This is a genomic window from Flavobacterium sp. 28YEA47A, from assembly GCF_041262125.1.
GTDB lineage: Bacteria > Bacteroidota > Bacteroidia > Flavobacteriales > Flavobacteriaceae > Flavobacterium.
Genome location: NZ_JBGCCI010000008.1, coordinates 96,064 through 120,059 on the forward strand (window position 1 = coordinate 96,064; position 23,996 = coordinate 120,059).

The 23,996-nt window shown below is 39.1% G+C and carries 19 protein-coding genes; 13 read left to right on the forward strand and 6 right to left on the reverse strand.

The annotated features are described in order from the left end of the window. Nucleotides 1-40 precede the first annotated feature (40 nt). Nucleotides 41-646 (forward strand): class I SAM-dependent methyltransferase, encoded by a 606-nt coding sequence (locus ABH942_RS12650; RefSeq protein ID WP_370032500.1) that lies wholly within the window; start codon nucleotides 41-43, stop codon nucleotides 644-646. A gap of 84 nt (nucleotides 647-730) precedes the next feature. Here ABH942_RS12650 and ABH942_RS12655 read toward each other — a convergent pair whose 3' ends face one another. Further along, the gene (locus ABH942_RS12655) at nucleotides 731-1,633 is read right to left on the reverse strand and encodes a T9SS type A sorting domain-containing protein (RefSeq protein ID WP_370032502.1); all 903 of its coding nucleotides are present in this window, start codon (nucleotides 1,631-1,633) and stop codon (nucleotides 731-733) included. Nucleotides 1,634-1,826: 193 nt separating this feature from the next. On the opposite strand from ABH942_RS12655, the gene ABH942_RS12660 reads away from it, so the two are divergent. The 3 genes from ABH942_RS12660 to ABH942_RS12670 are packed head-to-tail and all read left to right on the forward strand — an operon-like array spanning nucleotide 1,827 to nucleotide 4,171. Then, on the forward strand, nucleotides 1,827-2,192 hold the full coding sequence (locus ABH942_RS12660; protein ID WP_370032504.1) for a hypothetical protein: 366 nt from the start codon (nucleotides 1,827-1,829) through the stop codon (nucleotides 2,190-2,192). Further along, nucleotides 2,180-3,649 (forward strand): PLP-dependent aminotransferase family protein, encoded by a 1,470-nt coding sequence (locus tag ABH942_RS12665; protein ID WP_370032506.1) that lies wholly within the window; start codon nucleotides 2,180-2,182, stop codon nucleotides 3,647-3,649. Before ABH942_RS12660 ends, ABH942_RS12665 begins: the two co-directional genes overlap by 13 nt. Nucleotides 3,650-3,670: 21 nt before the next feature. Beyond that, nucleotides 3,671-4,171 carry a GNAT family N-acetyltransferase gene (locus ABH942_RS12670; RefSeq protein ID WP_370032508.1) on the forward strand — a complete coding sequence of 167 codons (501 nt, stop codon included), beginning with the start codon at nucleotides 3,671-3,673 and terminating at the stop codon, nucleotides 4,169-4,171. A gap of 23 nt (nucleotides 4,172-4,194) precedes the next feature. On the opposite strand, the gene ABH942_RS12675 is transcribed toward ABH942_RS12670, so the two are convergent. Then, nucleotides 4,195-5,037: a DUF5694 domain-containing protein gene (locus ABH942_RS12675; RefSeq protein ID WP_370032510.1), complete on the reverse strand. Its 843-nt coding sequence runs from the start codon at nucleotides 5,035-5,037 to the stop codon at nucleotides 4,195-4,197. A gap of 307 nt (nucleotides 5,038-5,344) precedes the next feature. Here ABH942_RS12675 and ABH942_RS12680 point away from each other — a divergent pair, with 307 nt between their 5' ends. Both ABH942_RS12680 and ABH942_RS12685 read left to right on the forward strand, forming a co-directional pair. Further along, nucleotides 5,345-8,476: a T9SS type A sorting domain-containing protein gene (locus ABH942_RS12680; protein ID WP_370032512.1), complete on the forward strand. Its 3,132-nt coding sequence runs from the start codon at nucleotides 5,345-5,347 to the stop codon at nucleotides 8,474-8,476. Between the two features lie 473 nt (nucleotides 8,477-8,949). Further along, nucleotides 8,950-12,042 (forward strand): T9SS type A sorting domain-containing protein, encoded by a 3,093-nt coding sequence (locus ABH942_RS12685; RefSeq protein WP_370032514.1) that lies wholly within the window; start codon nucleotides 8,950-8,952, stop codon nucleotides 12,040-12,042. A 173-nt stretch (nucleotides 12,043-12,215) separates the two neighbouring features. On the opposite strand, the gene ABH942_RS12690 is transcribed toward ABH942_RS12685, so the two are convergent. Then, nucleotides 12,216-12,584, reverse strand: coding sequence for a hypothetical protein (locus tag ABH942_RS12690; protein ID WP_370032516.1), 369 nt, complete (start codon nucleotides 12,582-12,584; stop codon nucleotides 12,216-12,218). A gap of 144 nt (nucleotides 12,585-12,728) precedes the next feature. Between ABH942_RS12690 and ABH942_RS12695 the strand changes: the two genes are divergently transcribed. The 5 genes from ABH942_RS12695 to ABH942_RS12715 all read left to right on the forward strand — a co-directional run bounded on the left by ABH942_RS12695 (nucleotide 12,729) and on the right by ABH942_RS12715 (nucleotide 17,471). Then, the gene (locus ABH942_RS12695; RefSeq protein WP_370032518.1) at nucleotides 12,729-13,550 is read left to right on the forward strand and encodes an MbnP family protein; all 822 of its coding nucleotides are present in this window, start codon (nucleotides 12,729-12,731) and stop codon (nucleotides 13,548-13,550) included. 102 nt (nucleotides 13,551-13,652) lie between these two features. Further along, nucleotides 13,653-14,696 carry a cytochrome-c peroxidase gene (locus ABH942_RS12700; RefSeq protein ID WP_370032520.1) on the forward strand — a complete coding sequence of 348 codons (1,044 nt, stop codon included), beginning with the start codon at nucleotides 13,653-13,655 and terminating at the stop codon, nucleotides 14,694-14,696. Nucleotides 14,697-14,723: 27 nt separating this feature from the next. Beyond that, nucleotides 14,724-15,683, forward strand: a complete 960-nt coding sequence (locus ABH942_RS12705; protein WP_370032522.1) for a transporter — start codon at nucleotides 14,724-14,726, stop codon at nucleotides 15,681-15,683. 156 nt (nucleotides 15,684-15,839) lie between these two features. Continuing rightward, nucleotides 15,840-16,811, forward strand: coding sequence for a polysaccharide deacetylase (locus ABH942_RS12710; RefSeq protein WP_370032524.1), 972 nt, complete (start codon nucleotides 15,840-15,842; stop codon nucleotides 16,809-16,811). Between the two features lie 18 nt (nucleotides 16,812-16,829). Further along, nucleotides 16,830-17,471, forward strand: coding sequence for an MgtC/SapB family protein (locus ABH942_RS12715; RefSeq protein ID WP_370032526.1), 642 nt, complete (start codon nucleotides 16,830-16,832; stop codon nucleotides 17,469-17,471). A 1-nt stretch (nucleotide 17,472) separates the two neighbouring features. On the opposite strand, the gene ABH942_RS12720 is transcribed toward ABH942_RS12715, so the two are convergent. Both ABH942_RS12720 and ABH942_RS12725 read right to left on the reverse strand, forming a co-directional pair. Continuing rightward, nucleotides 17,473-18,243 carry an ABC transporter permease gene (locus tag ABH942_RS12720; RefSeq protein WP_370032527.1) on the reverse strand — a complete coding sequence of 257 codons (771 nt, stop codon included), beginning with the start codon at nucleotides 18,241-18,243 and terminating at the stop codon, nucleotides 17,473-17,475. 11 nt (nucleotides 18,244-18,254) lie between these two features. After that, nucleotides 18,255-19,055: an ABC transporter ATP-binding protein gene (locus ABH942_RS12725; protein ID WP_370032529.1), complete on the reverse strand. Its 801-nt coding sequence runs from the start codon at nucleotides 19,053-19,055 to the stop codon at nucleotides 18,255-18,257. Between the two features lie 135 nt (nucleotides 19,056-19,190). On the opposite strand from ABH942_RS12725, the gene ABH942_RS12730 reads away from it, so the two are divergent. Together ABH942_RS12730 and ABH942_RS12735 are read left to right on the forward strand one after the other, a co-directional pair. After that, nucleotides 19,191-19,808 (forward strand): TetR/AcrR family transcriptional regulator, encoded by a 618-nt coding sequence (locus ABH942_RS12730; protein WP_370032531.1) that lies wholly within the window; start codon nucleotides 19,191-19,193, stop codon nucleotides 19,806-19,808. Nucleotides 19,809-19,851: 43 nt separating this feature from the next. Continuing rightward, a complete protein-coding gene (locus tag ABH942_RS12735) occupies nucleotides 19,852-21,138 on the forward strand; it encodes an MFS transporter (RefSeq protein WP_370032533.1) in 1,287 nt (428 codons plus the stop codon). Nucleotides 21,139-21,190: 52 nt separating this feature from the next. On the opposite strand, the gene acnA is transcribed toward ABH942_RS12735, so the two are convergent. Beyond that, on the reverse strand, nucleotides 21,191-23,968 hold the full coding sequence (gene acnA, locus ABH942_RS12740; protein ID WP_370032535.1) for an aconitate hydratase AcnA: 2,778 nt from the start codon (nucleotides 23,966-23,968) through the stop codon (nucleotides 21,191-21,193). Between the last annotated feature and the right edge of the window lie 28 nt (nucleotides 23,969-23,996).

The following is a 23,996-nucleotide window of genomic DNA, read 5'->3' on the forward strand; positions in this document are numbered from 1 at the left end:
ATTATCTTTTACATTTGCTATATATCAAATAAGCAATCAAATGGCAGAGTTTTGGGAAACTAATTTTAGTGAAAAACGGGAAATGTGGGGATTAGAACCGGCGAACTCGGCTGTACTCACAAAAGATTTTTTTATAGAGAAATCAATTAAAAAAGTACTTGTTCCTGGGATTGGTTATGGTAGAAACGCACAGATTTTCCGGGAAAGCGGAATAGATGTAACCGGAATAGAAATATCAAAAACTGCAATTGAATTAGCACAGAAACATTACGGAAATGATATGGTTATCCATCATGGTTCTGTAACTGATATGCCTTTTGACTCCATTCAATATGATGGAATTTACTGCCATGCGCTAATTCATCTGTTGGATGAACAGCAAAGAAAAAAGCTGATCCGCGATTGTTTTTCGCAATTGGCAGATAATGGTTATATGGTGTTTACAGCTATTTCCAAAAAAGCTCATACCTACGGTACTGGTACTTATATCAGCAAAGACCGCTACGAAATCTTTCAGGGAGTCCAAATGTTTTTTTATGATGAAGAATCCATACAAGCTGAATTTGGTGAAGCTGGACTGTTTGAAATCAGGGAAATTACAGAGAACTTTCCATTTTACTTAATCTTATCTAAAAAGACACAATAGAGAAGTTTCTGAGAAGCTCAACTTTTATAAAAAAATCCCTTTGCTTTCACAAAGGGATTTTTAGGTTTTTCCAGCTATTTGGGCTTATTGTTTTACAAATTTTTTGTCAAGAACCTGTCCGTCTTCCATACGAAGCTTTAAAAGGTAAATACCGGATGACAAATCTCCTATAGGAATCTTATTCTCTTCAATCGTTACAGATCGTACCAATTGTCCGGTCATAGTATAAATTTCACCAGATGCTACCTTATTTTGCGAAGCTACAAACAATCCGCTTGTTGCCGGATTCGGATATAAAGAAATAGCGCTTTCCATACCATGCTCCTCTACACTTAAAACAAGACCATTTAATACGATTATCGGACGTGTTTTCTTAGCCTGTACTGAAGTAGCAGAAGTAGTTCCATTATACATCAATGGTGGATTAAACGGATCGGCATTATCAGCAGCAATATCTGTTCGAATCATCAATGAAGTTACATTAGTAGTAGCAGGAATCTGGTAAAATAATGTTGAATTTCCATCATCGTTCGGTTTGTTTGCATCTACAGTAATGACAAGGTTGTCTGTTCCATTGTACACAAAAGGCGTACTAAATGTAAAAGTGATTGTAGTTCCTGTTTGTGTAAAAGAACCATTTGTCACTACTTGGCTATGTCCAGAAATACTAATCCAATCGGCTCCCGATGTACCTACCACGGGATTATAAGATGATCTTGTCGTATGTCCTATCCATACATCAATCATACCGTTTGAATTAACCAAAGAATTGGTGTTGTTGACCTTGAAATCAATAGACGTGATTGTTCCGGCAGTACCAATCTCCGAAGCCATATAAATTGTCTGTGACAACGAAGTGGAATAATAAATCGAAATGGGAGTCGATAGTCCAGCGTTGGTATCAACCAGTGTTCCGGAACCGATTGTAACCTGTGCAAAAGAAAAAGTGCTTGCCAAAAGCGCAAGGATGGGTAAAGTTTTTCTCATAATATACTGTTTAATTGTTAATTAAAAACAAATATAACAAGTATTTACATGAATAATTAAGATACACCCTTAAATCTTAATTACTAATTCTTAAATCTTAATTCATCTGTACCCTTTAAAAAACATATTTCTGTATCTGTAACCAAAACTAAAAGCATCCTACCTTTACTTTACTAATTCAAGAGTAGAAATCATGGAAACGCCCTTAACACATCAGGAAACACTTCAGTTTGCTGAAGTATATCTTTCCGATATTGCAACACTAAAAACAATTTTCTTTCAGGCATTCCCTCAAAACCAAGCCATCACTCCTGCTTTTGGTTTACCTTTTTTGGTAGCCAAAAAAGAAAATAAAACAGTAGCCTTCGCCAGTCTTACGCTTAATGCTAAAGATGAAATCGACTTTAACATCTATAATAACCCTGTAATGACGGAAGAAGAAAATTTAATCTTCGTATCTTTCGTTACCAACTACATTAAAAAACAGGATACTGGTAACTACCGTAATCCCGAACAATTAAAAAACATGATAAATAAGATACTGCAATGGCTCAACTAAATCAAAGCACCACAAGTGGAAAAAAAAGAAAACATGCAGAAAATCTCAAGGAAACGCTATATCTAAAGATTGCCAAAATCATTGAAGAACAAATACAGAGCGAAACCCTGCGTTTGGGCGACAAATTGCCATCAATACGCAGTGCCCAAAAGCTATACAATGTTAGCATCAATACTGCCAAACAAGCCTATCTTGAGCTAGAGAGCCGGTCGTTAATCGAATCACGACCAAAGTCCGGTTATTACGTCAGCAAGACCTCACAACGTAAACTTGCCCTGCCAACTGTAGCTAAAATTAACGGTACCGAAAAAGAGAAAACACCCGAAGATCTTATCGACAAGGTATTTGGCACTATCGCTAAATCCGATTTTACTCAATTTGCCCTGGGAATACCCGGTAAAAACTTCCTTCCGTTGGCCAAACTCAATAAAAGTCTTATCAATACCATTCGCCGCAGAAACGATGGTGGCACTAACTATGAGCCCGTGCAAGGCAACGAGCACCTGCTCCGCGAAGTCGCAAAATGGGCACTTGTTCTGGAAGGTAAAATAACCGAAGATGATCTGGTTATTACCTCTGGCGCTATGAATGCCATCTATAATGCCTTGATGGCCGTAACCAAACCTGGTGATTCTGTAGCCGTAGAAAGTCCTGTTTATTTCGGTTTTTTGCAAGCCATACAATTGCTCGGTTTAAAAGCTATCGAAATTCCAACACATCCTATTTTTGGAGTAGATCTCGATGCCCTGAAAAAAGTACTTCCCAACATTGCAGCCTGTTGTTTTGTTACCAATTTTAATAATCCGCTGGGATTTCAAATGCCCGACGAGAACAAAAAAGAATTAGTCCGGCTCATTACTGAATATAACGTTCCGCTAATTGAAGATGATATTTATGGCAATTTATTTTTTGGAGCCGAACGCCCCAAACCTTGCAAGTTTTATGATGAGGCGGGACTTGTGTTATGGAGCGGGTCTGTGTCTAAAACCTTAGCGCCTGGTTATCGCGTAGGCTGGATCGCTCCGGGTAAATTTAAAGACAAGATTATTCGCCAAAAACTGGTACAGACCGTATGTAATCCATCGCTCTATTCTGATGTTATTGCTGACTTTTTAGAGCATGGCCGATATGACCATCATCTTCGCACATTCCGAAACAAACTATACGCCAACTACCAGCAAATCCAGCGTGCTGTAGAAACCTATTTCCCGGACAATACCAAAATCTCTCAACCAAAAGGAGGCTTCATGTTATGGCTGGAATTAGACAAACGTATCTGTACCGAGGATCTTTATGATGCAGCCGGAAGCCAGAAAATTAATTTTGCACCCGGAAGAATGTTCTCTCAATACAATCAGTACAATAACTGCATGCGTCTGAATTATGCTCTGGAATGGACTGACCGGGTAGAAAACGATCTGGAAAAATTAGGAAAACTGATAAAAAATAGCATTTAAAATACACATAAAACTCCCCTAATGGACAATAGCAAAGAAAGAGACAGCATCAGGATTGTCACTTATGAACCTCAATACCAAGAAGCATTTAAATCCTTAAATACCGAGTGGATTTCAAAATATTTTGAAATAGAAGCTGCAGATACTATCGCATTAGACCATCCAAAAGAATATATACTCGACAAAGGTGGCGAAATTTTTATAGCCCTGCTAAACGATGAACCTGTAGGTGTCTGTGCCATGATTAAAATGCAGGAAGATTTTGATTATGAAATGGCAAAAATGGCCGTAAGTCCAAAAGCGCAAGGAAAGGGCATCGGATTACTGCTAGGCAAATTCGTGATTGATTGGGCAACTCAAAATAACGCTACGACAATTTATCTGGAAAGTAATACACAGCTGGAACCCGCCATCAACCTCTATTATAAACTAGGATTTAAAGAAGTTAAGAGAAAAAACTCTCCTTATAAACGGGCAAACATTCAAATGCTCCTAAATATCGAAGAGGTCAAAGAAAATTAAAGCCATAGACAGAACAACTTTTCTTAAAAGACCTGATCGACACGTATCAAACGGAACCTTTCATCGTTTTTGATAAAATCTTCCATCATAGCGGCATGACCCGCTCCAACAATGATTACGATATTCTTATCCGTTTCTGAAACCTGATTCTGTATGTTTGCATACATGATCAGGTTTCTTTTATACCAGGCCGCTGCTAAATCCGGTCCAAAAAAATCTGGCGACTGATTGATGCGATTCAGGAAAGAAATATACAATCCCTTGTTCAGCTCATATTGTTTTGGTGAATTCAAACGTAGAAAAACCTCCTGTAGCTTTTTGGGCTCAAGACAAAAATTCATATAGTCAGACAATTCGGCAATTTTCGCTTCATAGTCAGCATAATTAAGAACTTTATTCTCTGCAAGTTTAGAGCGCAACAAGTCAAATCGGATTGGCACTTCGTCATAATCGATAGCATAAATTGAATCATTGCCCGACTTTTTCGCCAGGCGAAATCCGAATTGGAATATTTCATTCTCGCTATAAAAACGCTTATAAAAATCTTTTTTGATGGTATCTGATTGATAAAAGGGCTTGTCATTTTTATAAAGCGAATACAGTTCGTTAAGTCGCTTGCCTTCAGAAAAATAATACTCTACAAAAATCTTATTCGGCTTATATTTTTTAATAATCTTGGCAGTAATCTGCTCCAAAGCCTCTTGATTCTCGTTATCCAGAATATTTCGCTCCTTCACTTTTCCCTGATCAAATCCAGGGTTATTAAAATGATACGTTCCAATTAGCAGGACATTCGTTTTAGCCGTTTTTTGGGCAAAACCTGTACTAAAAGATAATAGCAATAAAAAAGGAAAGAAACGCTTCATAGAAATTCTTGTTTTTTTGTGTTTTTTTGAGGCTCAAAATACTGATTCCTACCCGAAATCCAAAAGATAAAAACCAGTTATCCTTAAAAATAAACCAGTTATTCTTCAAAACGACCAGTTGCTACTTTCCAATTGCTTTGTTACCATTGAATAAGCAACTTTATCGCCATTTTACTTCAAATACCCCATAGTTAATTATACGCTCGGTTTCTTCATAAACTCCTAATTAAGAATGCAAATTTCACAAGTTACATAGTCCACTAACCCGATCGTTATTGTTATCAAAACGTTCACAAAACAATTTCCTATGAAAAAAATTACATTTTATCTGATAGCTTTAATTCTTTTAAGTTATCAGGCTTATGCGCAAGCGCCTCCTAATGACGATTGCTCTGGTGCAATTAACCTCAATGTAAATACGGATCTTTCCTGTACGTTAAAATCTTCTGGGACACTTATGGGAGCCACAAGATCAAATGTGATAAGTGGCATGCAGGGTTTTATTCCTAATAATGACGTATGGTATGCATTTACAGCTACTGCTGCCAATCATAAAATCAGTCTGAAAAACGTACAAGGAAGCACCACCCCTCTTGTTATTGAAGTTTTTGCCGGAACCTGTGGACAACTCAACTCTATAACTTTTAGTCCGGATAGTTCGCTTTTTCTTTCAAATTTAACCATAGGTGCTACTTTTTATGTCAGAGTCTTCACTATGCGTGCGCCTTCCCCAACTACTTTTGAAATTTGTATCAGTACACCTTCTGTCATAACAAATGATGAATGCTCAACTGCTATTGGCTTAACGGTAAATCCTGATCTTAACTGTGTAGCAATGACTTCCGGACATCTTATGGGTGCTACAAGTTCCGGGAGTTTCGGAAACCTTCCAGCAAGAAACGATGTATGGTATTCTTTTACAGCAACAATGCCAAACCATAGAATAAGCCTGCTTAATTATGACATTAATGAACCAGTACTTGCATTTCAGCTTTTTGAAGGAAATTGTGGAGAATTGACAAGCAAATTCGTTGCCTTTGCCTATCAAAATACCGGATCACGTGATGCAATTAATCTGATTCCCGGTACCACTTATTATATAAGGGTTTTCAGCTCTTTACCAGACCCTATTGCAACCACTTTTGACATCTGTATCCAGACATTTCCAATACCCAATAATGATGAATGTGCCAATGCGATAGCTCTTTCGGTAAATACTGACGAATCCTGCACTTTAAAAACTTCAGGTACAGTAGCCGGTGCTACACCTTCTCAAGAAAGCAGTACTATTTCCGGAATACCCAATGATGTATGGTACAGTTTTACAGCAACTGCAACATCTCATAAAATAGTTTTGCAGAATGTAACAGGCCCATATGAAGACGCAGTCAAATTTGAAGTCATGCAAGGAAATTGTGGGCAACTGCAAAGCATTCACAGTTCTCAGTCAGCTACGATTTCATCACTTATTATAGGAACTACTTATTATATAAGAGTATTCAGTAATCCTGTGTATGATGTAAGGACATCTACTTTTGATATTTGCATAGGAATTCCGTTACCTCCACCTGTAAATGATGATTGTATAAATGCAATTACCCTTGCCGTAAATCCTGATTCTTCTTGTACACAAAAATCTGCTGGGACAATTGCTAATGCTACAGATTCAAACGAAGGCGGTAATCCAATGGGGACTCCTGATGATGATGTATGGTATAAATTTGTTGCTACGGCGACTTCACATATAATAAATCTTCTGGATGTTGAAGGATATCCCGTTCTGATTCATGAAGTAATGGAGGGAACTTGTGGTGGAGGTCAGATGGCTGGTCTCCAAACAAGTGATAAGCTGTCAAGCAAAATTTCAGGATTGACTATTGGTAATACCTACTATATAAGAGTTTTCAGTAGTTATCAAAATATCAACTTTAATACTACCTTTAACATTTGCGTTAAAGTACCTCCACCGCCTCCGGCAAATGACAACTGCGAGAATGCTATAAGCCTTGCAGTAAATCCAAATGCAACCTGTGTACAAACCGTTTCGGGAACAATAGCCGGAGCTACGGATTCACAAGTAAGCAGCAATGAAATTGATACGCCAGACGATGACGTATGGTATACATTTATTGCCACAGCAACTTCACATAAAATAAAGCTCCTGAATGTAACTGGTGAACAAACTGACCTAATCCTGGAGGTAATGCAAGGCTCATGTGGAGGCCAACTAACAAGTATTCGTAGCAGTAATCGATATGAAAATCTCGTTTCTAACCTAATAGTAGGAAATACTTACTATATTCGGGTATTCAGTTCAGCAATTGGTTCCACCGGATCTTCCTCCTTTGACATTTGTGTCACTACAGAACAACGGCCTCAAAATGACAATTGTGCGGACGCTATAGCATTAACCATTAATATAGACCTATCCTGTACCTTAAAAGCTACCGGCACTCTAACAAATGCTACCAATGAAATTGACAATGAATTTGAAAGGCCAGACGTATGGTATTCTTTTACGGCTACTGCTCCATATCATGAAGTTAAAATTAACTCATCTGATTTTTCATGCTGGATATATAGCTATAATGGAGACTGTCAAACCAATAGATCTTTAGTAACCAGCCAAACAAGTCCTGAAGGCAATATCATTCCTTTTGGCCTGACAGTGGGAAACACCTATCTTATTAGGGTAATTACTTATATGGAATCTCCTCCTGAGACATTTGAAATATGTGTGGGAACATTTCCTCCTCCTCCGGTAAATGATAATTGTTCTGATGCGATAACTTTGGAAGTGGCTGCAAATCTCGAGAATGGAATAATCAATTCTACTAATGTAGGAGCCACTGATTTCTATTATTTTCCGTTGCCCGACTGCGCTCCTTACAATCGTGGAGATGTATGGTTTAAAGCCGTCATGCCTTCTAATGGAGAACTAAATATACAAACCGGTGATCCTGAAAATTCTACAAGTTCTCCTTTTGACTCTGGCCTGGCTGCTTATTATGGAAACTGTGAAGATGGTTTGGAATTGATAGCGTGTAATGACAATATATCACCTACAGAAGTAAATTCCAAAATCACTCTCACAGATAGAATTCCCGGAGAAGAGATCTTTATTAGGGTATGGGAAATAGGAAATGATGAACAAAAACCTTTTACTATTTCAGCATGGAGCAATTCACTAACAACTCCTGAATTTAAAGCGAATAGTTTTAAAGCCTACCCAAATCCGGTACGAAATAGGCTGAACCTATCTTATGACCAGATTATTGCAAATGTCAAGGTTTATAATGTTTTAGGACAAGCTATAGTTTCAAAAGAAATCAATGACAGAAAAGGCTCTATTGACCTATCTGACCTGCCAGCTGGCCCGTATTTGGTTCAGATAACCAGTAGCGGAATTTCAAAAAGTATGACAATAGTAAAACAATAACATACAACACTTTTATACAATTAAAGGGCTTGCTATACCGGCAGCCCTTTTTTAATGTAAGTAAATTTCATTTCTGATAACACAAGAAGTACAGATGCCATTAAATAAGGAATTTCTTGTTTTTGGTAAATAAAAATGATTAAGCCCCAACTCTTTGATTTATCTTTTTTGTCATTGTGTTTTTTTCAATACCTGACTACAAATCCGTACCAAAAATCTAATAAACGAATTGCAAAAAAACCAGTTATTCCCAATAATAAACCAGTTATCCGTCAAAACGACCAGTTACTACTTTCCAATTGCTTTGTTACCATTGAATAAGCAACTTTATCGCCATTTTACTTCAAATACCCCATAGTTAATTATACGCTCGGTTTCTTCATGAACTCCTAATAAGAATGCAAATTTCACAAGTTACATAGTCCACTAACCCGATCGTTATTGTTTCCAAAACGTTCAAAAAACAAATTCCTATGAAAAAAATTACATTTTATCTGATGGCTTTACTTTTTTTAAGCTATCAGGCTTATGCGCAAGCGCCTGTAAATGACAATTGTTCAGGAGCTACTACTCTCAGCGTAAATACGGATCTTTCCTGCACATTAAAAACCTCGGGGACTCTTTTGGGAGCCACAAGTTCAAACGTGGTAAGCAGCCAAGGATTTACTCCAAGAGACGATGTGTGGTATGCTTTTACAGCTACCGCTACACTTCATAAGATCAGACTCCAAAATGTACAAAGTAACAATACGTCACTTGGGATGGAAGTTTTTAAAGGAAGCTGCACACAACCTATATCTGTAGCTTTTAGTTCAAATTATTCAATTCCTGCTTCCGGTTTAATCGTTGGAAACACTTATTATATAAGAATATTCAGCTTAGGAAATCCTTCTGACAGTACTTTTGAAATTTGTATTAATACCCCGCCTCCTATAACAAATGACGAATGCTCAAATGCCACTGTCTTAACCGTAAACACAGATCTTACCTGCACAGCAGCAGCTTCCGGACATCTTATGGGTGCTACTTATAATGGATCAGACTTTGCTGCAAATGGAGATGTTTGGTATTCTTTTACCGCAACAGCACCAACTAACAAAATAAGCCTGACTAGTTATGACGATAATGATTCAAGACTTTCATTTGCACTTTTTTCAGGAAATTGCGATGAATTGGTAAATGTGTCAACTAACACTCCTAATCTGATTCCGGGAACTACTTATTATATAAGGGTTTTCAGTTATTCAGAAATACCTGTTACAGCAAACTTTGACATCTGTGTGCTGACACCGCCAAGACCCAGTAATGATGACTGTACGAATGCAATAGCTCTTTCAGTAAATGCAGACCAGTCCTGTGCCTTAAAGACCTCAGGTACAGTAACTGGTGCTACACGTTCTATAGAAAATAGTGCTATTACCGGAATATTAAATGATGTATGGTATACTTTTACTGCTACAGCCACAACCCATAAAATAAGTTTTTTAAATTTAGAAGGAACAGAAAGAAATGGTGTCGGCTATGAAGTTCTGGAAGGAAATTGCGGACAATTAATCAGTATTGGCAGTCCACCATCTGGCAAGATTTCGTCATTGACAGTAGGAAACACCTATTATATAAGAGTATTCAGTAATCCGGAATATATATCATGGTCCTTTACTTTTGATATTTGTATTGGCATACCTTTGCCTCCACCCGTGAATGATGAATGTTCAAATGCAATTACCCTTGCCATAAATCCTGGCACAATGTGTACTCTAAAATCTCCAGGAACAATTGCTGAGGCTACAAATTCTGGAGAAGGCGATAATACGGTAGGAGCTCCAGACGACGATGTATGGTACAAATTTGTAGCTACAGCAACCTCACATACAATCAGCCTTTTAGATATTGAAGGAGATCCTGCCTATCTTATTTATGAAATAATGCAGGGAAGCTGCGGTGGCCAGTTGGCAAGCCTCTATACAGGCATCCGTCAATCAAGCAAAATTTCTGGGCTAACCATTGGCGAAACCTATTATATAAGGGTTTTCAGCAGCGATCAGGACATGAATTATAATACTTCCTTTAACCTCTGTATCGCTTTGCCGCCTGCACCACCTGCAAATGACAATTGCGAAAATGCTATAAATCTTACAGTAAACCCTAATTCATCCTGTACGCAAACAATTGGCGGTACAATAGAGGGAGCCACAGATTCTCTTGTAAATAGTGATAGTGAACTGGGAATACCAGATGATGATGTATGGTACAAATTTGTGGCTACAACTACTTCCCATAAAATAAAACTTCTGAATGTAGAAGGAGAACAAACCGATCTTATCCTTGAGGTATTTCAAGGTTCCTGCGGTGGACAACTGGCAGCTATTAGCGCAAGCGATAGTTATGAAATTTTTATTTCTGACCTGACTATAGGAAATACTTACTATATACGGGTATTTAGCTCTGGTGTTAATACCGCCGGATCTTCCTCTTTTGACATCTGTGTTGCTACAGGGCAACGTCCTCAAAATGACAACTGTTCAAATGCTATAGCATTGACAGTGAATACTGACCTTTCCTGTACTTCAAAAGTTACGGGTACTCTAACAAATGCCACCCATGAAGCCAATGATGTATTTCAAAGAGCTGATGTATGGTATACTTTTGTAGCCTCCGCCTATTATCATGAAATTAAGATTAGTCCGGTTGGATATTCATGTCAGGTATTTAGCTATAACGGAGATTGTCAAACTGATAGATCTGAAATATTAACACTTACAAGTCGTGCAGAATCAGTCATAGCCCATGGACTCACTGTGGGAAACACCTATCTTGTCAAAGTTTTCAGCTGGTCGACTGTTAGTGATACTTTTGATATATGCATAGGAACACTGGCTCCTGCTCCACCAAACGATGAATGTTATGATGCTACCATCTTAGAAGTTGCCACTAACCTGGAAGCAGGAATAGTCAATTCTACCACAGTAGGTGCTACTGATTTTACATATCTCCCTTCCGATCCTACATGTACTGCCTATAACGGTGGAGATGTATGGTTTACTGCCATCATACCTCCTAGCGGAGAACTCAATATACAAACAGGCACTCCCGCAAATTCCATTACATCTCCTTTCGATTCAGGAATGGAAGTTTTTTCTGGAAACTGTAATGTGTTAGAGCTAATAGAATGCAACGATAATATATCGCCTACCGATGTCAGCTCTAAAATTACGCTCACTAATAGAACTCCAGGTCAAGAGATTTATATCAGAGTATGGGAAATTAGTAATGAAAACCCAAGGCCTTTTACTATCTCAGCATGGAGCAATTCACTGACAACTCCTGAATTTAAGACAAATAACTTTAAAGCCTATCCTAATCCGGTTCAGGATATATTAAACTTATCTTATGACCAGATTATTACAAATGTCAGGGTTTATAATGCTTTGGGACAAACTATTTCCTCAAAAGAAATCAACGACAAAAAAGGTTCTATTGATTTGTCTGGCCTGCCTACTGGCCCGTATCTTGTTCAGATAACAAGTGACGGAATTTCAAAAAGTATGACCATCCTAAAACAATAACACACAACATTTTTTATGATTAAAGGGCTGCTATACAAGCAGCCTTTTTTAATGCAAGCACATCTCTATCAGGAAATATCCCTGGATTGTGTTACAATAATTTTAAAAAAAGCAAATGCGCTCCTAAACAGAGCGTTTTTTTTATTTTTTAGCAAATAAAAACAAGTAATGGCCTACACTTTTTGATTGTGTTTCCGTAAATTTGCACTGTGAAAAAAATGGCATCCATATTCGCACTGTTTATGCTCCTGAAGCCTGTGCTTCCAGTCATCGAATATGCCGTTAATTACGATTACATCGCAACCGTGCTCTGTATTAACAAAGACAAGCCCGAAATGAAATGTAACGGTAAATGTCATCTGATGAAGGAGCTTGCCAAATCTTCTCAGGACGATAGTGATCAACCAAAAGAAAAAAGGTTCATGTCTTCTGAAAGCCATGTACTTTTTTTTGAAGAAATCATTGATTTCGGTCTCACTCCTGTAAAAAGCACTTTGGCCAACCGCAGTTCCAACACCTTCTACTCCAATCTGTACTCTCACTTGGATGGCAGGTCTATATTCCGTCCTCCCGTTTTTTAAATCTTTGATACAATACTGAGAAGCCTGTTCGCAGCCTTCTGACTTTTTTCTCCGCAAAAAACTTGTGGAGCCAATATTCTTATATCAAATTTTTAAAAACACATCATGAAATCATATATAAAAAGCATAGCAGTATTTTTTGCATTTACCCTATTTGTAACCTCTTGTTCCAGCGATGATGACAGCAAGCCTGTAGAAGGAACCTTTGGCGATGTCGAATTGTTTTTTGACAATGGCGTATCCGGCGATGCACTAACGCTTGGGAACTCCTATATCAATTCCAATGGAGAAACTCTTACCCTAGAACGTTTTAACTATATCGTAAGCAACTTTGTACTTCTTAAAGAAGATGGCAGCCAGTTCGCCTATCCAAAAGACGACAGTTACTTTATTATCAGTGAAGAAGCCGGAACTTTTACCGTACACTTAGAAAACGTGCCGGTTGGCGATTATAAAAAAATCAAGTTCGGTATTGGTGTTGATCAGCAACGTTATCTGCAAGGAGAAACTGCTCAGCAAAGTTTTTGGGATTTGGCAGCCATCAACAACATGACCTGGACCTGGTCTACCGGATACCGTTTTGTTAACTTCCAGGGTACTTTTACTGCCGCAGGAGGCGATGGTGTTTCAAGAAGTTTTATGGTACACCAGGGAAGTAATACCGCTACCGATAACTATAGAGAAGTTATTCTTAACCTGCCTACAACAGCCCGTGTAAGAACAGGAGAAATGCCAAACATTCACCTGAAAAGTGATGCCAACGTTATTCTGGACGGCGACAACAAAATTGCGTTACGTCAAAACATGAACCAGGCCGGTACTGCTGCCAGCATTATGGGAGGAGAAAACCTCATCAAGATTGCGGAAAACACTAAAAAAATGTTCACGGTAGACCACGTACACAATGGCGCTGGAACACACCACTAGACCTTCGCATTACTAAACAAAAAAGAGACCGGTCGGGAATTATTCCTGACCGGATACTCCCTATATGCTAATCTGGAAAATTCCAGGCAAAAAACTAATACAATGAAAAGAATAGCATTCTTTCTGATACTGCTATCCGTTTTTTCATGTCAAAACGACGATAGCAATTATACTGAAATTAACCAACCGCTGGATTTTATTGTCCCGGCTAACTTCCCTGAACTTGCACAAGACATCAGCCGTAATTTCCCTACACAAAAAGGATTTGAATTGGGAAGAAAACTGTTTTATGACGGACGGCTTTCAAGAGACGGAACTGTTTCTTGTTCTTTCTGTCATGAACAATCCTCTGCTTTTACCCATCACGGCCACGATTTCAGCCACGGAATTGATAATCTTGCAGGAATCAGGAACGCTCCGGCAGTGCAGAACATGGCTTTCCAAAGTGAATATTTTTATGACGGCGCCTCAAACAGTATCGAAATGCTTTCAATAGCGCCCATACATAATCCTGTAGAAATGGATGAAACGCTGGAGGGCATTATCACGAAACTCAGGCAAGATCCTGTTTACGTAAAGCTGTTTGCCCAGGCGTTTGAAAATAAAGAAGTCAGCTCGGGCAATATGCTCAAGGCACTCGGACAATTTATGACGATGATGGTTTCTGCCAATTCAAGATACGACAAATTCGTACGCAATGAACCTGATGGTATTCTCAGCAGTCAGGAACTACAGGGACGTGCCTTATTTCAGTCCAATTGTGCCACTTGCCATAAGACCGATCTTTTTACAGACAATTCCTTTCGCAACAACGGCCTGCAGCTCAACCCTAACTTAAATGACTTAGGTAGGGAAACCGTGACCGGATTTGCTCAGGATCGTTATAAATTTAAAGTTCCAAGTCTCAGGAATGTAGCCTTAACCGCTCCTTATATGCACGATGGGCGTTTTGGTTCGCTGCAATCGGTTTTGAATTTTTATTCCAATGGAGTACAAAACACGCCCAATCTGGATCCGCAGTTGCAACAGCATCCAACGTTGGGCATACCGCTCAACCAGACAGAAAAAGAAGCCATTATTGCATTTCTGAAAACATTAACCGATGAAGAGTTTATTCAAAATCCTCTCTTCTATTTCCGTACCTAAAAAACGGCAACAAAAAATAATAGTATAATGAAAAACACATTCCTTATCCTCGTGCTATCCTTCCTTATGGGAAAGACAGCCGAGGCACACACAGAAAAAGATTCTATTTATTATCCGTTCCGAAATTACAGTATGTTTTTTGGAGATGACTGCGATGCCTGCGGATGTTCTGCCAATGGCGGAAGTATGGGATTTAGTTCTATGCTAAATAACAATTTCGTAGGCATACGGTATATCCACCAAAGCTATAAGAGCCGTGATGGAGTTTTTAACAATTCTCCCTGGATAGACGAAAACTTCAATACGGCACAAATCTGGACAAGAATTCCATTGGGAAAACGAATTGAAGTAATGGGATTAGTTCCTTACCATTTCAACAACCGTGAAAAAACTACCGGAAAAGAAGGTATTGACGGATTGGGCGATATCACAGTAATGGGCTTTTACACGCTTTTTGGAACTAAGACTGACAGTGCCGCTGTACTCCACAAATTTCAATTAGGAGCGGGTATAAAAGCACCTACCGGGAAATACGACAGTGCCAATAACGGCAGTATTAATCCGAGTTTTCAGCTAGGAACCGGGAGTTGGGACTATATGCTGGCTTCTGAATATACCGTAAAAAAGAACAATTTGGGACTCAATGCCATACTCAACTATATTTTTAAAACCGAAAACGAGAAAAAGTATCAGTTTGGCAATCAGTTTAATTATGCAGCTACCCTATTTTACAGTGCGAAGATTGACAACCTCAACGTAGTACCACAATTGGGACTTGCCGGTGAAAAATATGAAGATAACAAAGACCATGGCGAAAATGTTCCGCTTACGGCTGGTGACATTTTGTTTGGAAAAATGGGTGTAGAAGTTGGATTTAAAAAATTATCCTTAGGACTAAACACCATGCTTCCTATCAACCAAAATCTGACAGGTGGCAGGGTCGAAGCCAACTATCGTTGGTCAGTCAACCTGAACTATTCACTTTAACAGCACATTGTTTGAATTTTGGCTGTTGGTTTTATGTTAAGAAATCAACAGCCGGAATTTAATTTTCTTAACATTCTTGTAAGATTAATATAGCTTATTTTTTTAAAAATCTTTATTTTAGCAGTATAATTTGGCAATTCCAAAAATGCTATGATAATGAGAAATAAGACCTTACTGATCTGCCTGCTTTTTTTCTTTTATACCTCTGCATGGTCACAAGCCTCAGTAAGCAATTATAAAGTCTTTTTGGCAACTGTCAGCTCCGGGCCAAAAAACCTGCTTATCATCCGGAAATTCGAGCAATACGGGAATACCAATTATCTTGCCGTAGACCTCAACACTATGAACACACAAATCCTTAGAGGCGACAAGCTAAAAACCAGTCAGACAAACTGGCAAAAATTATATTCCGACTATGCCTCTACTTCTTACATAAAAGCATTAGCCTATGCTAAGAATCAGTCTTTTGCATTACAGGATGCCGGAATAATACACGGTTGGCCAGCAGAAAAAGGAATAACATTAACCATCGATTTATGTCCGTCTCACAAGCCTCTTGACAAGGTTATCTTTACATCGTTACTCTCTGAATTTGGAAAAATTGAAAAGCCGGTACCCATAGCACTTTCTATTACAGGCCGATTTATGCTCGATCATTCCGATGATATTGAATGGCTCAAAAGTTTGCAAACAAAAGGTGATATCGACATTACCTGGGTAAACCATACCTTTAATCACCATTATAACCCAAAAATACCTTTGGCAGAAAATTTCCTTTTGGAACCAGGCACCAATATCGACTTTGAAGTTTTACAGCTAGAAATTGCCCTGATTGAACGTCAACTATTGCCATCGGTCTTTTTTAGGTTTCCGGGACTTGTTTCAGATAATAGTGTCACCAACAGTATTATCAATTACGGACTTATTCCAATAGGCAGCGATGCCTGGCTGGCAAAAGGACAAAAAGCAAATACAGGAAGCATCGTCCTGATTCACGGAAATGGTAACGAACCTGTAGGAGTAGCCGATTTTATCAAGCTGCTTCAGTCAGAAAAACAAGAAGTATTTAATAAACAGTGGCTGCTATACGATCTGAAAGAAAGCGTAAGCGAGGAATTTAAACAATAACTTTTAACAGTAGAAACAATGTCAGTTGATATAGAAATAATCATACGATTCCTGCTTGCCATCTTATGGGGCGGTATTGTTGGTGCAGAAAGAGAATACAAAGGAAAAGCGGCCGGATTCCGAACCACTATAATGATCTCTTTCGGAGCCTGTTTCTTTACCATAATGTCAATTGCCATTGGAGGCGACGCTAACCCAGACCGGATCGCTTCTAATATTGTAACCGGACTCGGTTTCTTATGTGCCGGCGTCATATTCAAATCTGATAACCATATCAATGGAATAACCACAGCAGCTACTGTTTGGGCTGTTGCCGCAGTAGGAATGGGAATTGGCGGCGGTTACTATATTGCTTCTGCAAGTGGAAGTCTACTCATCCTGTTTATTTTATTGATACTTCCCTATTTTCAGAAAATCATAGATAAAAGGAATCAGTTCAGGGTGCTTACTATTGAATATGCTCAAAATTCCAATGCCCTTGAAATATGCCTGAATTTGATGAAAAAGCACAATATACGCCATCAAATGATGAAGCAAATCCGGGAAAAAGAAAACATGACTACAGTTTGGGAAATTCATGCCCGCCAATCCAATCTCATGTTGTTCAGCAATACGATAATGGCTGAACCTTCTATTGATCGGGTGGAAACATTTCGCTAGTTTACGTGATTACTTTGCTGTAAAGAGAGCCGCCTATAGCTACAAAAAGTGTAGAAATCAGAAGCAAAATTACAATGTCGATAGTAAGACTGAAACCCGAAATATTGCCAATCATCAGCGTACGCAATGCATCAACCATATACGTCAGCGGATTTACCTGCGCAATCATCTTTAACCAACCCGGCATAATTTCAATAGGATAGATGGCATTGCTCGCAAAAAACAAAGGCATCGTCATCAATTGTCCTATTCCCATGAACCGTTCCCTTGTTTTTACCAGACAGGCAATAATCAACGAAAAAGTAGAAAAGAATATAGCTCCTAACATGACGACAATAAAAACACTCAGCAAATTCAGTGGGTTCCATAAAATCTTGACATTTAGTAAAAGTGCCAGTATATAGATAATAACAGCAATAGGAAGCGTTCGCAATCCTGCAGAAATAGCTTTTCCTAAAACAATTGCGGCATGAGGTGTAGGTGTTGCCAGCAACTTATGGACAAGTCCCAAATCACGTTCCCAGATAACAGCAATGCCCGAAAAAATAGATACAAACAAAACGCTTTGGGCTAGAATGCCCGGAGTCATAAAATCAATATAATCTGTTTTTCCCGGTATGGCGTGCATTCTGGCAAATACCTGTCCAAAAATGAGAAGCCACAAGGCCGGCTGTACAGAACGCATTATGATTTCCGTCGGGTCGTGAAATATTTTTCGAATTTCCAGTTCTGCTATTACGAAGGCTTTTCGTATAAAATTAGTTATCTCCATATCTTCTTATTTTAACCCAGGCGACTGGAAGTTTTACGTCCTATAGCAACATCACGGAAACTGCTTCCGGATTCCTTAAGATTATCTGCCGTGTAGTGAATAAATACGTCTTCCAGAGTAGCTCCTTCTTTTTCTATAGAAGCTTTTAAGTCTGATGGCGAACCAATAATAGCCAACTTTCCGCGTGTCATTAAGGCAATCCTATCGCAAATACTGTCCGCTTCTTCCATCAGGTGCGTCGTCATGATTATAGTAGTTCCAAATTGCTTTCGGAGTGCGGTGATATGTTCCCACACCACATTTCTTCCTATAGGGTCAAGTCCGGTAGTAGGTTCATCCAAAAACAAGACCAAAGGACGGTGCAAGGTAGATTGGGCAATTTCCAATCTGCGTATCATTCCTCCGGAATATTCTTTTGCCAATTTGTGCATTACCTCTTCCAGTCCCATAAATTTTAAAGCCTCTTCTACTCTTTGCTTACGCCCGTTTCTAGGAATATCATACAGCTTGGCAAAAAGCATCAGGTTTTCATAACCCGTTAGCGATCCGTCGGCAGAAATCATCTGCGGCACATAGCCTATGATTCTCCGGATATCATTTTTCTGCGTCTTTATATTATAACCGTTAATCCAGGCATCGCCAGTGGTGGGAGCCAATAATGTAGTCAGAATTTTTATTGTAGTACTTTTTCCCGATCCGTTTGGGCCCAGAAGCGCAAATATTTCGCCTTCTGTTATTGTCAAATCAAGACCGTCGACGGCTTTAAAATCACCATAAGAACGAGACAATTTTTTAGTTTCAAGAATACTCATGTTAGTGTAGTAAAAAAATCATTGCATTATTGCCTATAATTTAATTGTAACATAAAGATAATCAATATAGAATTACATTGTAAAAACAGCGCTCCCAATATTTTTTTAAAAAAATCTATTCTATTTTTTAAATGAATGAATATTCATTTATATATTTGCGCCATGAGAATGAGAGATGCAGACAAGATTAGTCTTGTCAGGCAAAAAGCAATTGAGTTAATTGCTACACATGGCCTGGAAGGCTTTAGTATGAATAAGCTCGCCAAAGCCTGCGGTATTTCAGTAGCTACTCTTTATATCTACTATAAAGATCGGGACGACCTTATCCTGAAAATTGCAGTAGAAGAAGGAAACATAATGGGGGCTGCCATGATTGTTGGATTTGACCCTGAAATGTCGCTCGAAGAAGGCTTGCGTAAGCAATGGGAAAACCGTTGCAACTATTCTATGAAAAATCCTAAGACGTCGCTTTTTTTTGAACAGCTTCGTAGCTCGTCTTATCAGCAAGAATTTCTTGCTTCATTTCTAAAAGAATTCAAGTCTGTGGTTGGCAAGTTTATGCAAAATATCATTGAAAGAGGGGAAATTGAAAGGATGCCCTTTGAAGTATATTGGTCAGTAGCTTTTGCCCCGCTCTACAATCTCATCCGCTTTCATAACGAAGGAAAAGGCAAAGGTGGAAAACCTTTTAAGCTGACAGACGAAGTATTATGGCTAACCTTCGACTTTGTAATAAAAGCGTTGAAAAAATAATCTATACGCTAATTAATTAACAAATCATCAATTCATCAAAAATATGGACAAACAACAATCCATGTCATTTACGGGTTATCAAAAATTCGTAATCTTTATATTGGCCATAACACAGTTTACGGTCATATTGGATTTTATGGTCATGTCGCCTTTAGGAGATATGCTTATGAAATCACTTGATTTAAAACCTTCAGCATTTGGAATAGCCGTATCGGCCTATGCGTTTAGTGCCGGAATATCAGGACTATTAACAGCCGGTTTTGCCGATAAATTCGATAGAAAAAAGCTATTACTGTTCTTTTATGTTGGTTTTATTATCGGGACAATTTTTTGTGGTCTGGCAGAAAGTTATGCAACGCTGGTCGCCGCTCGTATTTTTACCGGACTTTTTGGAGGTGTTATCGGTTCGATATCTATGGCTATTATTACGGATATATTTGCACTACAACAACGTGGCCGCGTTATGGGATTTATCCAGATGGGTTTTGGAGCCAGTCAGGTTTTAGGAGTGCCAATAGGCATTTATATTGCGACGTTATGGAAATGGGAAGCACCATTCTGGATGGTTGCCATTCTGAGCATCTTCATTGCCATTGCTATTGCCATCTATTTAAAACCATTGACAGCACACCTTTCTTTACAGCGTGATAAGTCGGCATTTGCCCACTTATGGCATACCGTATCAAAACGTGATTACCGTATTGCTTTTACGGCAACGGCATTGCTATCAATAGGCGGATTTATGATGATGCCTTTCGGAAGTGCCTTTGCTGTCAACAACCTGGGTGTCAATTACAACCAGCTTACGATGTTGCTAATGGTTTCGGGTGTCAGCTCACTTCTTATTATGCCGGTCATAGGAAAACTAAGCGACAGGATAAACAAATACACCTTATTTGCAGGAGCATCTGTCTGGATGATGGTAATGTGCGTGGTCTATACTAATCTTGGTGTTACACCGCTACCGCTTGTTATGGTTTTCAACATCCTGATGATGATGGGTATCATGAGCCGTATGATTCCATCTTCAGCATTGACCAGCGCCGTTCCTGATATGGCAGATCGTGGTGCTTTTATGAGTATCAACTCCTCATTGCAACAAATAGCGGGAGGAATTGCTGCCGCAGTTGCCGGAATGATTGTTACGCAGGAAAGCAAAGGCAGTCCTTTACAGCACTATAATACCGTAGGTTATGTAATTGTAGTTATTTCCATTATCAGTATTATCCTGATGTGGCGTGTCAATAAGTTAATACTCAATAAACAGAAGGACACTCAGGTCACACCATTGCAAGAGGAAGCTCCACAAGGCATAAACGAGGCACTTTAAAATAAAAAGCGGAAAGGTTTTCTTTCCGCTTTTTTTATTGTCTAAATCAGCTTTATGACTTATGAAGGAACTGCCTTAATACATATTGCAATATACCTTCATTTCTATAGTATTCGATTTCAATCTTGGAATCCAGTCTGGCAATAGCCTTAAATTGGATTTTTTCTCCACTTTTTTTCTGGGCTGTGACTTCAACTTCTTTTAAAGGCTTAATGTCATTGGCAATTCCGGATATGCTGAATTGTTCAGTTCCGGTTAGTCCTAAGCTTTCTGCATTCTGGCCAGGCAAATATTGCAAAGGCAACACGCCCATTCCAACCAGATTACTTCTGTGGATTCTTTCATAGCTTTCTGCCAATACTGCTTTTACGCCCAATAAAAAAGTTCCTTTTGCTGCCCAGTCTCTCGAAGATCCGCTTCCGTATTCTTTTCCAGCCAAAATTACCAATGGAGTTTGTGCTTCTTTGTATTTCACTGAAGCATCATAAACAGTCATTTCCTCGCCTGTTGGCAAATATTTGGTATAACCACCTTCCCTATCAGCCAGTTTGTTTTTGATACGAACATTGGCAAAAGTTCCACGAATCATAACCTCATCATGCCCACGGCGCGAACCATAAGAATTAAATTCTTCTTTAGGTACTCCGCGACTTAGCAGGTACTTCCCGGCTGCCGATGATTCATTATAAGAACCTGCCGGCGAAATATGGTCGGTTGTGATACTGTCTCCCAGAACCAGCAAAGCACTTGCATTTTCAATATCTTTCAAAGGTTTTGGATGGTCCGGAAGATCTTTAAAGAAAGGCGCTTCTTTTATGTAAGTAGATTCATTGTCCCAAACATATATTTTTTCGTTAGGTACCTCAAGATTCTGCCATATCTCATTACCATCAAAAATAGTCCCATAGCTGTTGGCAAACTGCTTAGGTGAAAGTACTGAATTCATGATGCCATTAATTTCATCATTTGAAGGCCAAATATCTTTCAAATAAACCGGTTGTTGGTTTGGATCATAACTAATCGGTTCATTCAACAGGTCAATATCAACACGTCCGGCAATGGCATAAGCCACGACCAGCATTGGCGACATCAGGAAGTTCATTTTTATCTGTGGATGTATTCTCGCTTCAAAATTCCTGTTGCCCGAAAGCACAGAAGCCATTACCAAATCATGGTCATCAATAGCTTTGGCAATATGCGCAGGAAGTGGGCCTGAATTTCCAATACAGGAAGTACAGCCATAACCCACGATATGAAATTTCATCGATTGCAGATCGTCTAGCAAATCGGCTTTGACAAGATAATCTGTAACTACTTTAGAGCCCGGAGCCAGTGAGGTTTTTACCCATGGCTTTACATTGAGTCCGCGTTCTCTTGCTTTTCTGGCCACCAGTCCGGCTCCAATCATCACATACGGATTGGAAGTATTGGTACACGAAGTTATGGCAGCAATGACAACAGCACCATCTGACAGCATAAACTGTTCCTGCCCAACGGTTACGGTAACAATTTTCATCCCGTCTTCCATTTTTTGTTCAATCTTCGTATCCGGCACCATAGCAGTTTCCTTATGCATTGGCAGGCTGCTTCCTCCTTCTGCAAACCATCGCGTCAGCTGTTCTTGCGGCTTGATGTATTTGCGTCCAAACGACTGATTCAATACATCTATAAAAGTGGTAGGGAAATTTTTAAGCAATATCTTATCCTGCGGCCTTTTTGGACCGGCTACCGTAGGTTCTATCGTAGAAAGATCCAATTCCAATACATGAGTATATGTAATTTCTTCATTTCCGGTACGCCACAATAAATTGGCCTTACAATAATCTTCTACGAGCTGAACCTCATTCTCCGAACGGTTGGTCATCCGCATATATTCTAACGTTTTCTCATCAATAGGAAAATAGGTAACGGTGCAGCCAAACTCAGGCGACATATTGCCAATCGTAGCCCTATCGGGAACGGTAAGGTTATCTAATCCGGAACCAAAAACCTCAACAAACTTTCCAACTACTCCATATTTTCGAAGCAGTTCGGCAATGGTCAAAACCATATCGGTTGCAGTTGAACCTAACGGAATTTTTCCTGTCAGGCGTAATCCTATGACTTCCGGCATGATGAAATAGATAGGCTGCCCCAAAATCGCAGCTTCTGCTTCAATTCCACCTACGCCCCATGCAATAACTCCTATTCCGTTTACCATTGGCGTGTGGCTGTCTGTTCCTACCAATGTATCCGGGAAAACTTCCCCATTGCGCTCAATAACTCCTTTTGACAAATATTCCAGATTAACCTGATGACAGATACCCATACCTGGAGGTACAACACTAAAATTGCTAAACGATTGCTGTGCCCATTTCAAAAACTGGTAACGTTCTTTGTTACGCTTGTATTCTTCATCCATATTACGGGCATAAGAATACTCTGTTCCAAAATAATCAACCTGTACAGAATGGTCAATAACCAGATCCACAGGAATCAGCGGATTGATCTCATCCGGATTTTTGCCTTTCCTGGCGATTTCTGCCCGAAGCGAAGCAATATCAACAACAGCGGGAACTCCTGTAAAATCCTGCATTAGCACTCTGGCAGGCTTGAACGGAATATCTTTATCTGAAGCTTCCGGTTTCCAATTCAGCAAGGTTTCAATATTCTCCTTAGTGATGGCAAAATCATCAAAATTACGCAATGTATTTTCCAACAGTATCCTGATAGAAAATGGCATCTTTTTGATATTGAATCCATGCTTTTCCATTTCAGGCAGGCTATAATAAGTAAATGTGCCATTTTTAGTATTCAGCAATTTCTTAATCTGATAAATGTCGTTTGTCATAAGCTGCACGTATTAGTTAATTGAAAGT

What these genes read in the sequence shown, in the direction of transcription:
- ABH942_RS12650 (WP_370032500.1), top strand. Translation starts at nt 41, where the DNA reads ATGGCAGAGTTTTGGGAAACTAATTTTAGTGAAAAACGGGAAATGTGG.
- ABH942_RS12655 (WP_370032502.1), bottom strand. Translation starts at nt 1,633, where the DNA reads ATGAGAAAAACTTTACCCATCCTTGCGCTTTTGGCAAGCACTTTTTCT.
- ABH942_RS12660 (WP_370032504.1), top strand. Translation starts at nt 1,827, where the DNA reads ATGGAAACGCCCTTAACACATCAGGAAACACTTCAGTTTGCTGAAGTA.
- ABH942_RS12665 (WP_370032506.1), top strand. Translation starts at nt 2,180, where the DNA reads ATGGCTCAACTAAATCAAAGCACCACAAGTGGAAAAAAAAGAAAACAT.
- ABH942_RS12670 (WP_370032508.1), top strand. Translation starts at nt 3,671, where the DNA reads ATGGACAATAGCAAAGAAAGAGACAGCATCAGGATTGTCACTTATGAA.
- ABH942_RS12675 (WP_370032510.1), bottom strand. Translation starts at nt 5,037, where the DNA reads ATGAAGCGTTTCTTTCCTTTTTTATTGCTATTATCTTTTAGTACAGGT.
- ABH942_RS12680 (WP_370032512.1), top strand. Translation starts at nt 5,345, where the DNA reads ATGAAAAAAATTACATTTTATCTGATAGCTTTAATTCTTTTAAGTTAT.
- ABH942_RS12685 (WP_370032514.1), top strand. Translation starts at nt 8,950, where the DNA reads ATGAAAAAAATTACATTTTATCTGATGGCTTTACTTTTTTTAAGCTAT.
- ABH942_RS12695 (WP_370032518.1), top strand. Translation starts at nt 12,729, where the DNA reads ATGAAATCATATATAAAAAGCATAGCAGTATTTTTTGCATTTACCCTA.
- ABH942_RS12700 (WP_370032520.1), top strand. Translation starts at nt 13,653, where the DNA reads ATGAAAAGAATAGCATTCTTTCTGATACTGCTATCCGTTTTTTCATGT.
- ABH942_RS12705 (WP_370032522.1), top strand. Translation starts at nt 14,724, where the DNA reads ATGAAAAACACATTCCTTATCCTCGTGCTATCCTTCCTTATGGGAAAG.
- ABH942_RS12710 (WP_370032524.1), top strand. Translation starts at nt 15,840, where the DNA reads ATGAGAAATAAGACCTTACTGATCTGCCTGCTTTTTTTCTTTTATACC.
- ABH942_RS12715 (WP_370032526.1), top strand. Translation starts at nt 16,830, where the DNA reads ATGTCAGTTGATATAGAAATAATCATACGATTCCTGCTTGCCATCTTA.
- ABH942_RS12720 (WP_370032527.1), bottom strand. Translation starts at nt 18,243, where the DNA reads ATGGAGATAACTAATTTTATACGAAAAGCCTTCGTAATAGCAGAACTG.
- ABH942_RS12725 (WP_370032529.1), bottom strand. Translation starts at nt 19,055, where the DNA reads ATGAGTATTCTTGAAACTAAAAAATTGTCTCGTTCTTATGGTGATTTT.
- ABH942_RS12730 (WP_370032531.1), top strand. Translation starts at nt 19,191, where the DNA reads ATGAATATTCATTTATATATTTGCGCCATGAGAATGAGAGATGCAGAC.
- ABH942_RS12735 (WP_370032533.1), top strand. Translation starts at nt 19,852, where the DNA reads ATGGACAAACAACAATCCATGTCATTTACGGGTTATCAAAAATTCGTA.
- acnA (WP_370032535.1), bottom strand. Translation starts at nt 23,968, where the DNA reads ATGACAAACGACATTTATCAGATTAAGAAATTGCTGAATACTAAAAAT.